We start from the raw sequence: 13220 nt of genomic DNA on the forward strand, positions 1-13220 counted from the left end.
GGAGGCAGACCCTGCTCGACCGCGTCGGGGCGACGGCGGGGACGGCGATATCCAGTCTCAGTCCCAGGGCCGTTCCGGCGGGGCGTCGTCGTCGCTCATTGGTGGTGTCGCGCCCGACGGGCACAGCGCCGCGCACATGCGGGTGTGCAGCCCGGTCATGCGGTGCACGCGGAGCACCTCGAGGATCTGTTCGGGCGACGCCCTGCGTCGCGTCTGGTCCAGATCGACTGGCACGTCCCGGTCCAGGGTCATCAGGGCGACGTTGCGACGGAACACCGAACCATCCGAAGCGAGATCATCGATCAGTGCCTGTCCCAGCTCGGGTCCCAGCACACTGCGGCACCCGATCCGGTCGGCCACGGCCTCCTCGACGGTCGTGTAGGCCCGCAGCAGCGCCGCCGCCTTCTTGGCTCCGATGCCGGTGATGCCCGGCAGGTTGTCCGACGCGTCGCCCCGCAGCGCTGCCAGTTGCAGGTACTGCGCAGGAGCGATCCGGTGACGACCGCGGAATCTGCGCGCGGTGATCCGCCGGATCGGCTGCTCGCCACCGCGCACCTGCAGGACCTCGGTGCGGTCACTGACCAGGCCGAGGACGTCGCGGTCGGGTGACGCGACAACGCAACGCCAGCCCGCGGCCTCCGCGGTCACGGCGGCCGACGCGACGACGTCGTCGGCCTCGAGCCCCGATGCCACGATCACATGGGCACCCATGTCGGCCGCGATGCCCGGCAACTCGTCCAGGGAGGCCGCCAGGTCGTCGTGCTTGTCGGGTCGCTGCGCCTTGTACCCGGCGTACAGCGCACGGCGCCTCGAGTGCTCCCGGCAGTCGAAGCCGATCACGAGGCCGTCATAGTCGACCTGGTCACACACGACCGAAAGAAGCGCGAAGAACCCGTAGCGTGCTCCGCCCGTCGTCGCGCCGTAGGCGTGGAAGGCCCGGTGGACCAGCGAGTCGCCATCGACCGCGAGTAGGACCGGACCGTCAGCGGCGGGTTCCGAGGGGACCGGCCGAGGGACAGGCGGCGTGACCGGGTCGACGACGGCGGCAGCCGCAGGGACGAGGTCGGCGTCGAACAGCGCGAGCGACTCGGTCACGAGGTCGGACCGGCCTCCTCGAGGTCCAGCGCCACCGAGTTGATGCAGTAGCGCTGCCCGGTCGGCTGCGGCCCGTCGTCGAACACGTGGCCGAGGTGCCCATCGCACGTACCGCACACCACCTCAAGGCGAACCATGCCGTGGCTGCGGTCGATCTCGGTGCGTACCGCCTCGTCGGACACGGGCTCGTAGAAGCTCGGCCACCCCGTAGCCGAGTCGTACTTCGTGTCCGACGTGAACAGCGGGGTGGCGCAGGCCGCGCAGCGGTAGACGCCGTCGGCCTTGACGTCCCAGTACGCACCGGTGAAGGGACGTTCGGTGCCCTTCAGCCGCAGCACCTGGAACTGCTCGGGGGTCAGCTGCGCCCGCCAATCCTCGTCGGAGCGCTCGATCCGATCGGCCATGGTGATCCCCTTCGTCGGTCAGGCTGCCGGGACGACCGTGACCGGCAGGCGGAAGCGGTGTTGGAATTCGGTGTGGAGGTCGGCGTCGAGCCAGCCCGACTGGACCCTCGGCAGGGTCGCCAGCATGATCTCGTCGGCCTTGAAGGTCCGCAGCGCGTCGGCCGCGGCGCGCATCGGGTCCGGGTCGCCCACCATCCCCTCGATCTCGATGCCGGCATCCCGGAGCCGGGCGACCGCCTCGTCGAGCCGGTGCTGCGCCAGCGTCCGCCCCGACAGATCCTGCTCGCGTGGGTGGGGGACGTCGCCGACGGTCTGGAACCACGAGTGCTCGCCGGTCACCGGCGACTGGCGGACCGCCGGCACCACGAGGCGGAACGTCACATCACCGGCCGCGGCCTTGTCCGTGAGCGCCTGCTGGAGCCGCTGCGCACGCAACGCTGCGCTGCCGACCACCAGCACTCGTCGTGGTGCGTCCCGCTTGTCCTCGACCAGGTCCGGGTACAGCGGCTTCTGCTGCCTGGCCCGCGCGTAGCGGACCGGGTTGACCGTCTCCGGATCGACGCCGTGCTCGGACATGAGGTGGTCGTTGTACTCCGAACTGGTGCGGAAGCGCAGCTCACACCGTGGGCACTGGTGGATGGCCATGAAGTTGCTCTCCTTCGGGCACTGACGCTGATGATGTGAGGCGTGCCGCACCTGTTGCCTTCACGATACCGAAGCACCGGGCACGTGGCTGGGCGCCCAGTCAACCTACGCCCGGAACTTGCCTTCGAACGCGCAGGGACACACACTGCCGACGGATGGGAGACGTCCACATCGACGCCGTCAGCGACCCCGCCTCGTGCCGCGTGGTCGAGGACATCCAGCGTGCGGCGTGGGGCATGGCGGACCGCGGAGTGGTGCCGGCCGAGCAGATCCGGGCGGTGATCCACAACGGCGGCCTGCTGCTGTTGGCAACCGTCGACGGCACGGCCGTCGGCTTCTGCTACGGCTTCGTCGGTCTCGACGCCGGACGGCCGATCCTGTGCTCCCACATGCTGGCCGTCCTGCCGGAGGCGCAGTCGCAGGGCATCGGCCGCGCGCTCAAGCTGGCGCAGCGACAGCACGCCGCCACACGCGGCTTCACCGCGATCACCTGGACGTTTGACCCGCTGCAGGCCCGCAACGCCTATCTCAACCTGCGCCGCCTCGGCGCCGTGGCCAGCCACTACCACGTCGACCACTACGGACCGATGGACGACGCGATCAACGCCGGGCTGTCGACCGACCGGCTGCTCGCCGAGTGGGCGATCGACGCCCGCGGCGACCCGCGACTCCCGACGCCGACGGCCGGCGTGCCGTGGGCGCTGCCGCCCGCCCTGGATGCGGCCGAGGGTGTGCGACCGGGACGCCACGACCCGTCGGTGTTCGGGACCGGTGCCGCGCTGATCGCCATGCCGTCCGACATCGACCAGCTGCGACGCGACGATCCCGACGCCGGTCCGGTGTGGCGGACCGCATTGCGCACCGCCCTCGTCGCGGCCTTCGAGGCGGGCCTGACGGCTGTCGACGTCGTCCCCGATGCCGCGCCCGGCTACGCCGCCTACGTCGTGGAGCGCGACACGTGACCATCCTGCGCATCGACCGCGTCGACCTGCTGCGCCTCACGATGGCCCTGCGGCACCCGTTCGTGACCAGCTTCGGCCCCCAGCACGAGCGCGACGTCGTGCTCGTTCGGGCGCGTGCCGACGGCGTCGTCGGCTGGGGCGAGCTGGTGGCCGGACGGGACCCCGTCTACAGCGAGGAGACCGTCGCGTCCGCGCTGACGATCATGCGCGACCACCTGCTGCACCGCGTCCTGGGCCGCGACATCGCCGACCCCCGGCAGGTCGCGACGTGGTGGAGCAAGGTGCGCGGCAACCCGATGGCCAAGGCCGCGATCGAGATGGCCGTCTGGGACGCCTGGTCGGCGGCGACGGGGCGGTCGCTGGCCGCCGTGCTCGGCGGAAACCGCACGGCGGTGCCGGCGGGCGTCAGCGTCGGCATCGCCGACTCGACCGGCGCGCTGATCGACCGCGTCGCCGCGTTCCTGGATCAGGGCTACGCACGGATCAAGCTCAAGATCGCCCCCGGGACGGATGTCGAGCGCGTGGCCGCCGTCCGCGAGCGGTTCCCCCACGTCGCCCTGATGGCCGACGCGAACTCGGCCTACACCCTGGCCGACGCCGACCACCTGGCCGCCCTCGACGCGTTCGACCTCACCATGATCGAGCAGCCGCTCGCGCACGACGACATCATCGACCACGCCACGCTCGCAGCGCGGATCGCCACGCCGTTGTGCCTGGACGAGTCGATCCGGTCGGCCGACGACGCGCGCCGAGCGCTGCAGATCGGCGCCTGCAGGATCATCAACTGCAAGCCGGGCCGGCTCGGTGGGCTCAGGGAGTCGCTCGCGCTGCACGACTGGGGCATCGCGTCCGGCGTGCCGCTGTGGGTGGGCGGGATGCTCGAGTCGGGCGTCGGACGCCTCCACAACATCGCGCTGGCCAGCCTGCCCGGCTTCACTCTCCCTGGTGACACGTCCGCCAGCGACCGCTACTGGGAGGCCGACATCATCGACCCACCGGTCACGATCTCCGCCGACGGCACGGTCGCCGTCCCTGATGTCGTCGGCGTCGACGCGGTGATCGACCACGAGCGCCTGCGGGCCCGCGTGCATCACACCGAGTCGTTCGACGCCGCGTCGTTCGACGGCACGCCGGCCCCGACCGGCGGACGCGCATGAACTCGCTCGGGGCGCTGCGCGAGCGCACCTCGGCGATGGTCGACGAGCTGCGCCTGCTGGTCGAGCACGAGTCCCCCACCGGTGACGTCGAGCGGCTCGACGCGCTGGCCGACACACTGGTCGAGCAGTGGGAGCGGACCGGCGCGACCACTACACGCCACAGGGTCGACGGCGTCGGCACCCATCTCGAGCTGGTCTGGCCTGGTCCGCGCGGCACGCCCGACGACGCCGCACCGGTGCTGTTCGTCGGCCACTACGACACTGTGCACGACGTCGGCACGCTGGAGCGCAACCCGTGGCGGGTCGACGACGACGGGCGGGCGTGGGGGCCGGGCACGCAGGACATGAAGTCAGGGCTCGTCATCGCCCGCCATGCCCTGGCGCACCTGCTGGCGGCAGGCCAACCGGTGCAACGCCCCGTCGTGGCGCTGCTGACGGCCGACGAGGAGGTGGGCAGCCCGTCGTCGAGCGCCCTGATCCGCGAGCGCGCCGGGTCCAGCGCCATGGCGCTGGTGTTCGAGGCGAGCACGTCGTCGGGCGCGCTCAAGACCGCACGCAAGGGCGTGGGGCTGTGGACCGTCACCGCTCACGGGCGCGCCGCGCATGCCGGTCAGCACTTCTTCGACGGACGCAACGCAAACGTCGGGCTCGCTCGCGTGCTGCCGGCCATCGCGCAGCTCAGCGACGAGGCCCGTGGCACGACGGTCAACGTCGGCACGGTGCGCGGCGGGACCCGGGCCAACGTGGTCGCGGCGCGTGCCGAGGCCGTCATCGACGTGCGGTTCACCGCGCCCGAGGAGGCGCGCCGCGTGGCCGCTGGGCTCGCGGCGCTCACGACCTACGACGGCGTCACACTCGAGGTCGACGGTGGCGTGAACCGTCCGGCGATGCAGCGCACCGACGCCACGGCGGCGCTGTTCGTGCACGCACGGGCGTGCGCCCGTCGCCTCGGCCTCGAGCTCGAGGAGGCCGCGGCCGGCGGCGCCAGCGACGGCAACCTCACCGCCGACGAGGGCACACCGACGCTCGACGGGCTCGGTGGCGTAGGCGAGGGGCTGCACACCGACGACGAGTGGGTGCGCGTCGATTCGCTCCCCTGCCGCGCCGCGCTGCTCGCCGAGCTGCTGTCACGACCGGCGGAGCCGACGGCGGAACGTCGGGACACCACAGGCATCCCACGGTGACAGCGGTCCCCCGGCTGGTGCCGACCACCAGCTGGGACCATCGCACCCCACGGTGAGGACCGTCCCCGTGATGACGACGGGGGAAGACCACGTGGCCTTCCCCCGTCCACCCAGATCGTTACCGGGCGACGAGGCGCTGGAAGAAGTCGCGGTAGCGCTGCACGGCCTGGCGTAGCTCCTCGGTGGTCGGCTCGTTGCCCCCGTCCCAGCGCTGCTCCAGGTCCTGGCGGGCACTCGAGAAGCGGTCCGAGATGCGGGTCGTGACCTCACCGACCAGGTCGTCGGCCTCGCGGACGCACTGGCGGGGCTCGTCGATGAAGCGCACCTGGATGTCGTCCCAGCGCTGCTGGTAGGTCCCCCGGTCGTCAGAGCTCAGCAGCCCCTCGCCGCTCCACGCCGTGGTCGTGCCCGGTCCGGCGGCCCGGCGGCCCTCGGACGTCGGGTCGCGGTGGGTGTCGCGAGCGACGCGGCTGTCGGTCGTGGCGGCGCCCCCATCCGTGGGTACGGCCCGGTCGGTCGCCGCGGGGTCGGCCGGCGCGGCACCGCGGCGCTGGGCGTCGTCGGCGTGAGCGGCGCCACCGTCCGCGCGGACCGGCTCACCCTCGCGCACGTCGCGCTGCGCAGCGGGCCGGTGCTCCGTGTGCTCCAGACCGGCGTCGCGGCGCGCGGCCTCCTGCCCGGTCCGCGCCGCCTCGACGTCCCGCTCTCGGTGGTCGAGCTCGCCGGTCCGGTCGGTGTTCCGTCGGATGTCCTCTGTCATGACTGGCCACTCCCCCTGGTCGTCCTGGTCTCGACGATCGCTTCGAAGATCGTCCGGTAGTGCTGCATCGCGCGTCGCAGCTCGTCGGTCGACACGCCCTCGCGCTCGTGCCGGTCTGCGATGCGGTGCGCCTCGCGGTACGCCTCGAGGGTGTCGGCGTGCTCGACCGACAGGTCCTCGACCTTCTGCTCGAAGTGCTCCGTCGGGTATCCGCGGGCGCGCATCGCGTGGGTGATCAGCCGGTCGGCCTCACCCAGCGTCGCCTCGGGCTCGTCGACGAAGCGCCGCTGCACGTCTCGCCACGCCGCGACGTAGCGGTCGCGGTCCTCCGTGGACAGCTCTGTGATCTGCAGGCGTTCGAGTCGCTCGATGCGGCGCTCGAGCTCGCGCTCGGCCTCACTCGTGTCCGATGCGTGCGCCACGGCGCGGTCGTACTCGTCGCCGAAGCGTTCCCTGAGCCTGCGGCTGCCGTCTGCACGCCGTGTACGCAGTCCGGCCCAGGCGGCGATCCCCACCAGGGCCAGGACCACGATGATGACGATGACCCACACGTCCATGGCCTCTCCTCCGCTCCGGGCGCCGTCGCCCGTGAGCCGCGTCTGTCTTCCCCCCGGCGCGGGGTAGAAACGAGCCGCCACACGGCCGATCGGGTCAGGAGATGGTTTCATGGCATCCGGACTGCGCCGCGCAGCGGGAGGAGACAGGCGATGGGCAACGCGCTCGTGGTCTCCGTGCTCTACATCCTGGTCGCCGTCAGCCTGACGATCTGGCTCGCGGCCACGCTGTACCGCAACGGCCTCGAGCTGCTGCGCCAGCGTAACGACCAGCAGCCCCTGCTCGCGGAGGCGACCAGCCGGTTGCTGGTCATCGGCTTCGCCCTGTTCACGCTCGGCTACGCGTTCCTGCTGCTGCAGATCCGCGGTGAGATGACCGGAGTCGTCGCGCTGCAGTTCCTGATCCGCAGGCTCGGCATCCTGCTCGTCAGCCTCGGGCTGCTGCACCTGCTCAACACGTTGATCTTCCTGCGCTTCCGCCGGTCCCGCGCGGAGGAGGACGCGGCCGAGCGCGACAGCCGGCGTCAGTCGCGACGGTCGAGCCCGAGTGGCGACGAACCACCTAGCGAGCAGGCGCGCATGCGCCGGGGAGACCGATGAACGGAGCGATCGTCGTCTACATCGTGTACGTGGCGCTGGCGATCACGCTGATCTCCTGGCTGGGCGTGCTGCTCCACCGCGACGGGCGGATCTTCCTCGACGACGTGTTCCGCAGCCAGCCCGAGCTCGCCGCGGCCGTCAGCCGCCTGCTGGTGACGGGGTTCCTGGTGTTCACGCTGGGCTATGCGCTGCTGCTGCTGCGCATCAATGCCGGCGCGACTCCGATCGACGCCCTGCGCTCGTCGATCCAGCAGTTCGGCCTGCTGCTGCTCAGCCTCGGGGCGATGCACTCGCTGAACATGTTGATCCTGCTGCAAGTGCGGCGGCGGGCGGTCAACCGCCGCGCTGCCGCGTCCAGGTCCTCGGGGTCGGACCGGCGGTTGCGCGTCCTCGGGCGCTGACCAGGAGCGGGCGCTGCCTCGCGGTCACACAGGGGTCGCGATGATCACGCTCAGTGATAGCGATGCTGCGTAAGCCTGCACGCCCTGGCCAGGTGCTCCCGCCGTCAGCACACTTCGAGTTACGCAACGTGATACCGTACCATGGAGTATCAGACGTGGACCTCGTGCCCTCTTCCACACGTGGTGCAGGTTCGCGGTCACGACGACAACGGGATAGCGTTGCGCGCCATGGTGGACTCTGCCGCTTCGAGAGGAACACGTACGCTGCTGCAATCGTCCTCGGCCTGGACGCCGACGATGATCCACGACCGCGCGGTAGCGCTGCGTGACACCCTCATCCGGCACCGCCGGCAGTTGCACCGTCACCCCGAGCTGGCCTGGTGCGAGCACCGGACCGCGGCCTACATCGAATCGGTCCTGTCCAACCTCGGCATCGAGCACCGGCGCGTCGTGGGCACCGGCGTCGTGGCGGTCATCGAAGGTCGCGGCGCGCGGTGCGTGGGCGTGCGCGCCGACATGGACGCGCTGCCCGTCACCGAGGCGCCCGGACGTGACGGCTACCGGTCCGAGAACGAGGGCGTGGCACACGCCTGCGGGCACGACGCCCACGTGGCGTGCGTGCTCGGGCTGGCCGAACTGCTCGCCGGCCAGGCGGAGCTGCCCGGCACCGTCGTGCTGTACTTCCAACCGGCCGAGGAGGGCGGCGGCGGCGCCGAGCCGATGGTCGCCGACGGTGTGCTCGACGACCCGGCACCCGACGCGATCCTCGCCCTCCACACGGCGAGCAACCACCCCGCCGGCGCCGTCGGGTTGCGCAGCGGGCCGGTGACCGCCGCGGTCGATGACATCACGCTGACCATCCACGGCATCGACGGACACGCGGCGCACCCGGACCGCGCCATCGACCCGATCCCGGTCGCCGCGAACTTCATCACCAACGCCCAGCAGATCATCACCCGCGAGGTCGACCCGCTGAAGCCGGCGGTGATCACATTCGGCTCGATCCACGGCGGCACCCGCCACAACGTGGTCGCGTCGAGCGTCACGCTCGAGGCGACCATACGATCGCTGTACCCCGACACCAGGGCCTACCTGATCGAACGCATCCAGCAGATGGCGCACGCCGTCGCGTCGGCCAACCGCACGTCGGCGACGGTCTCGATCCAGCACGGCTACCCCGCCGGCTTCAACGACACGTCGCTGACGCGGCTGGTCGAGCGCGCCGCCCGGTCGATCTGCGGCGACGACTGCGTGGCCGTCGAGGAGCACCCGTCCATGGGCGCGGAGGACTTCTTCGAGTTCGGCAGCACCGGCATCCCGGTGTGCATGTTCCGGCTCGGCGTCGCCAACCCGTCGCGGGGCATCACCGCAGCGCATCACAGCTCGCACTTCGACGTCGACGAGTCGGCGCTGCCGGTCGGTGTCGCGGTCTTCGCGGAATCCGTCCGGCGCCTGCTGACGACCGACCCGCTGTCGGCGATCGCTCCGGACTGACAGCGACGTTGTCTGCGACTGCGATTGCCAGCCGAGTCGAGCTGCGGCGGGCGCCAACGCACGGTGCCCACTGGCTGGTCAGGGCAGCGGCACGCGCCAGGTGATCTCGGTGCCCCCGCCAGCAGCATCCGCGATGTGGATCGAGCCGCCTAGTCGTTTGGCGCGGGCACGCATGTTGGCAATGCCGCTCGTGCGTGCGCCGGGTGCGAAGCCGCGGCCGTCGTCGGCCACCTCGAGGCAGATGCCGTCGTCGACGCGGAGCCGCAATCGCACGTTGGACGCCTCCGCGTGGCGCGCGACGTTGGTCAGCGTCTCGCGGGCCACGGCGAGCAGATCGGGCGCCAGTTCATCGGTCACGGCCGCGTCCGCGGCCGGATCGATCTCACACACGGGAGTGAACCCGAGGGCCGCCTCAGCCAGGCTGCAGATCTCATCGATCTGGGTCGTGAGACGCGCCGCCCTGTCACGTCGGGCGTGGAGACCAGAGATTGACGACCGCAGATCCTGGATCGCGGCGTCGATCTGGCCGACAACGTCATCGAGACGCTCGGCGACGCCCTCGTCGACGACCTGTGGCAGCGCACCCGCCACGGTCAGCCCGGCGGCGAACAACCGTTGGATGACCAGATCGTGCAGGTCATGGCCGATACGATCACGCTCTCCGTAGACAGCAACGAGCCGGCGCTCGGCCTGGGCGTGCCCGTAGTCCAGCGCGAGCGCCGCCTGCTCGGCGAACCCCTCCGCGAAGTGGATGTCGTCACCGCCGAACGGCGAACCAGCCTTGTCGCGCGCGACGGTCAGCGTGCCCACGCTGCGACCGCGGGCGACCAGGGGGAAGCACATCGCCGGGCCGAAGCCGTCCACGTTGGCGAGCGGTTCATCGGCTCGGTCATCTGAGGTGAGGTCTGTCGTCGCGGCACGCCCGCTCGCAAGCACGTCACCGTCGACCGTGCCCTCCGAGGAGAACTGGCGGCCGCGTAGCCGTGCCGCTTGTCGACCGTCGGCGGCGACGATCGTCAGCTGCTGGCCGCCGTCGACGACGACCGCCACGGTGCCGATCTCAGCATCGGCGAGGTCGCGGGCGCGGGCGGCCACTCGCGTCAGCACCTGCGTGGTGTCGGTTCCGCGCAGCAGCGCGGCGGCCACGTCGCGCGTCGCTGCGAGCCACCGTTCGCGTCTCAGTGACCGGTCGTGCAACTGGGCGTTGTCGATCGCCACCCCAGCGACGCCCGCGAGCGCGGTGACCAACTCGACGTCTTCGTCGGTGAAGCCGCGGCCTTCCCGAGAATCGCTCAGATACAGGTTTCCATACACCGTGTCCGCACCGTGATCGGCACGCCGAGGAACGACATCAGCGGTGGATGATGCGCCGGAGAGCCAACCGGCGCCGGATGCTGCGACAGATCCTCGAGCAGCAGCACCTCCGGCTCACCGACCAGCAATCCGAGGATGCCGTGACCTTCCGGCAGCTCGCCGATGCGCTCCACGGTGGGGGCATCCATGCCCGTGTGCACGGACTTACGCTGTCCCCCACCCTCGGCGATCACACCCACGGCGGCGTACTCGGCGTCGACCATCGCACGGGCAACCTCGACGATGCGATCAAGCACGCTTGCGAGCGTCAGCTCCGCGGACGCAAGATCCACGAAAGCGTCGACAAGCCGCCACACGCCATCACGCGCGCCGATGATCCCGCTGGTGCGACGCAACTCGGCGAACACGCATCCATGACCCAAGCGCGGCGGCGACGAATCCGTGCGGAACGCTTATAGAGCCATCGGCACGCCAGACTGTTGACGAGGCATGCGTCTCACCGCCTTGTCGCGGCTCTCCGCACGGGGCATCCGCAGCCGCTGCGCGCGCCGGCAGAGAGGTCGTGAAGGGTCAGGACGGCGATGTCGTAGGGGTACCAGCGGTGACCGATGCCGAACACCGCACCCAGTTCGATGAGGTGTCCAAGCTCGGCGAGGAAGTCCACGCGCGACGCCGCACGCGACGGTTGCAGCTGATCAAGCGTCGCTCCGGGCCGTGCTGCCAGCACCGTGGCCGCGTCCAACGCGTGGAGTCTCCGGGCTTCGAAGGCCGCGAAGCCCCTGTGACGGTACGCGTGCACGGTTGACTTCCCGAGCCCGACGGCGTGTGTCATCGCTGTCCGCAGCAGCCGACACGGGGGTGGCGGCAGCGGGCGACTGGAAGAGAACGGGCTGGGCGGATGCCCGCTGATCTGGGTGTCGAGCTCGTCGGCGATCCATGCCACGAGGCCGCGTGCGCCCGCGGGCACGCTCAATCTGGCGACGCCGGCGGTGCGTTCGAGGTCTTCGATCGTGGCCCAGGATGTCCGCGGCATGGCGAATGCCCGGCGGTGCCTGGGCGAGGTCGACACTGACCGTTGGACCGTTCCCTGCACGCCGCGGACGGGGGGACGCGGCGATCACCTGAGCGGTGACGTGAGCCAGTCCAGCCATGGTCTGCAGCAACGCGCTGGTCAACTCCCTGACCCGACCGGCGAGGACAACGCGGTGATCACGGTCGTGCGGATGCTCCGGCGTGACCGGCAGCGCGCGGAGCCAGCGTCCGGTCGTCTGCGCCGTGTCCAGCGGTACATCGACCAGTCGCACCGACGCCGGCGGCCTGGGCAGCCAGCGATCGGATACGCGACCGTGCCAGAGCCTGGTCCGCAGCGGTGAAGGCACGGCATCGACGTGCCGTCGGGTCGGTCGACCACCTCTGTTGCCGATGCCGGGATTGATGACAGGTTCCCCTCGCCGCGGTCAGCGGGCAGTGTGCCCGTGTCCCGAGAGCACCCCGACGCTCGACCCCGAGTGGCCGGGCGGCTGCACGACGCGCTGCAGACCTCCGCCCACCAGGTGGCCGATCAGGCCGGGTGCGGGGCATGGCAGTCCGCTGGTGGTGGATCCTCCGCGTGCGCCTCAGCGGTGTCGACGCTCACCGCGCCGGACGCGAGTCTGTCGTGGCGCCCGCCTCTCGTGCAGGCGGCCTCTCAGCATTCCCCATGATCGAGGACCGTCGACCCGGCGCGCGACAGAGCCAGCCGTCGCGAAGGCTCCCGAAGCGGCTGGCTTCTCAACCGCAACAGGCCCTTCGTACCGCTGATCGCGCTCACTGTCAACGCAACCGGCACAAGCGCACAAACGTCATCGTGCGCGTCGGGGGCGTCTGGCCCGCCGTGGCGCGGCAAACCAGACCTTCATGGTCCGATCTGCAGTCGCCCGTCGATGACTCTCGTTGCCACCTCGTCGAGGCTGATGTGGTGGACGCGCGCGTGCTCACGCAGCAGCTCCAGCGACCGCGGTATCGAGATGCCGAGGCGAGCCGCGGTCATGCCGCTGGCCTGCTCAACGGACGCAGCTGCCCTGTCGCCGAGCATCATCTGTTCGACCACGGCATCCACGCCGGCGCCCATCTGCGCATGCAGGATCAGGTCCGCAGCGATGTCGGCAGACAGTTCTCCCATGCTGATCTGGGTGGGCGTCAACGCGCCCGGTCGCACGCGATAGCAGTCCAGGGCGCCGAACGCGACGTCGCCGACGTGCACCGGAAAGCTGAACGTGGCGCCGATGCCGGCAGCCAGCGCCCCCGGCCCGAACACCGGCCACCGCGCCTGGGCGTTCACGAGGTCGGGCTCACCCGCGAAGCGGCCGCTGCGATAGGCATCCATGCACGGCCCCTCGTTGAACGTCGCCTGCAACTGCTCGAGCCGGTGCATGCGGTTGTCAGACGCGCCCAACACCGCGCGGCGCTGCCCGCCGCTGGCCACCAGCACCCCGGCGCCGCTGACGGACAGCGACGCGCGGACGTGCGACGACAGATCGTTGATGGCCCCAGGTAACCTGAACACGTCGGCGACCACCCGGTCCCGCAACGTGGCCCACAGGATCAGCGCGGCGTCACGCGCCACTCGCACGGCCGATAACCAGCAGGTCGAAACGATGCTTCGACGGCG

At 70.9% G+C, this 13220-nt stretch carries 15 protein-coding genes; 6 read left to right on the forward strand and 9 right to left on the reverse strand.

Features of this window, described 5'->3' with window-relative positions:
* Positions 1-57: 57 nt before the first annotated feature.
* From VK923_16890 to VK923_16900, 3 genes are read right to left on the reverse strand one after another with little or no spacing between them, the layout of a single operon-like run.
* Entirely contained in the window at positions 58-1095 is a 1038-nt protein-coding gene (locus VK923_16890) for a 5'-3' exonuclease H3TH domain-containing protein (protein ID HSJ46355.1), read from the reverse strand.
* The gene (gene msrB / locus VK923_16895) at positions 1092-1499 is read right to left on the reverse strand and encodes a peptide-methionine (R)-S-oxide reductase MsrB (GenBank protein ID HSJ46356.1); all 408 of its coding nucleotides are present in this window, start codon (positions 1497-1499) and stop codon (positions 1092-1094) included. The genes VK923_16890 and msrB overlap by 4 nt, the downstream gene beginning before the upstream one ends.
* 18 nt (positions 1500-1517) lie before the next feature.
* Positions 1518-2144, reverse strand: coding sequence for a hypothetical protein (locus tag VK923_16900; protein HSJ46357.1), 627 nt, complete (start codon positions 2142-2144; stop codon positions 1518-1520).
* 155 nt (positions 2145-2299) lie between these two features.
* On the opposite strand from VK923_16900, the gene VK923_16905 reads away from it, so the two are divergent.
* From VK923_16905 to VK923_16915, 3 genes are read left to right on the forward strand one after another with little or no spacing between them, the layout of a single operon-like run.
* Entirely contained in the window at positions 2300-3106 is an 807-nt protein-coding gene (locus tag VK923_16905) for a GNAT family N-acetyltransferase (GenBank protein ID HSJ46358.1), read from the forward strand.
* Entirely contained in the window at positions 3103-4263 is a 1161-nt protein-coding gene (menC, locus tag VK923_16910) for an o-succinylbenzoate synthase (GenBank protein ID HSJ46359.1), read from the forward strand. The genes VK923_16905 and menC overlap by 4 nt, the downstream gene beginning before the upstream one ends.
* Positions 4260-5447 (forward strand): M20 family metallopeptidase, encoded by a 1188-nt coding sequence (locus tag VK923_16915; protein ID HSJ46360.1) that lies wholly within the window; start codon positions 4260-4262, stop codon positions 5445-5447. Before menC ends, VK923_16915 begins: the two co-directional genes overlap by 4 nt.
* Before the next feature lie 118 nt (positions 5448-5565).
* On the opposite strand, the gene VK923_16920 is transcribed toward VK923_16915, so the two are convergent.
* Positions 5566-6207, reverse strand: a complete 642-nt coding sequence (locus VK923_16920) for a hypothetical protein (GenBank protein HSJ46361.1) — start codon at positions 6205-6207, stop codon at positions 5566-5568.
* A complete protein-coding gene (locus VK923_16925) occupies positions 6204-6764 on the reverse strand; it encodes a hypothetical protein (protein HSJ46362.1) in 561 nt (186 codons plus the stop codon). The genes VK923_16920 and VK923_16925 overlap by 4 nt, the downstream gene beginning before the upstream one ends.
* Before the next feature lie 150 nt (positions 6765-6914).
* On the opposite strand from VK923_16925, the gene VK923_16930 reads away from it, so the two are divergent.
* From VK923_16930 to VK923_16940, 3 genes are all read left to right on the forward strand, one after another.
* Entirely contained in the window at positions 6915-7361 is a 447-nt protein-coding gene (locus VK923_16930) for a hypothetical protein (GenBank protein ID HSJ46363.1), read from the forward strand.
* Entirely contained in the window at positions 7358-7762 is a 405-nt protein-coding gene (locus VK923_16935) for a hypothetical protein (GenBank protein ID HSJ46364.1), read from the forward strand. The genes VK923_16930 and VK923_16935 overlap by 4 nt, the downstream gene beginning before the upstream one ends.
* Before the next feature lie 297 nt (positions 7763-8059).
* A complete protein-coding gene (locus VK923_16940; GenBank protein HSJ46365.1) occupies positions 8060-9256 on the forward strand; it encodes an amidohydrolase in 1197 nt (398 codons plus the stop codon).
* A 78-nt stretch (positions 9257-9334) separates the two neighbouring features.
* Here the strand turns inward: VK923_16940 and VK923_16945 are convergent, their stop codons facing one another.
* The 4 genes from VK923_16945 to VK923_16960 form a co-directional block, all read right to left on the reverse strand.
* Positions 9335-10570 (reverse strand): GAF domain-containing sensor histidine kinase, encoded by a 1236-nt coding sequence (locus tag VK923_16945; protein HSJ46366.1) that lies wholly within the window; start codon positions 10568-10570, stop codon positions 9335-9337.
* Positions 10549-10977, reverse strand: coding sequence for a GAF domain-containing protein (locus VK923_16950; protein HSJ46367.1), 429 nt, complete (start codon positions 10975-10977; stop codon positions 10549-10551). The genes VK923_16945 and VK923_16950 overlap by 22 nt, the downstream gene beginning before the upstream one ends.
* 89 nt (positions 10978-11066) lie before the next feature.
* Positions 11067-11603, reverse strand: coding sequence for a hypothetical protein (locus VK923_16955; protein HSJ46368.1), 537 nt, complete (start codon positions 11601-11603; stop codon positions 11067-11069).
* Between the two features lie 861 nt (positions 11604-12464).
* On the reverse strand, positions 12465-13220 hold a 756-nt coding region (locus VK923_16960), incomplete at its 5' end, for a GAF and ANTAR domain-containing protein (protein HSJ46369.1).

This window comes from Euzebyales bacterium (assembly GCA_035461305.1).
GTDB lineage: Bacteria > Actinomycetota > Nitriliruptoria > Euzebyales > JAHELV01 > JAHELV01.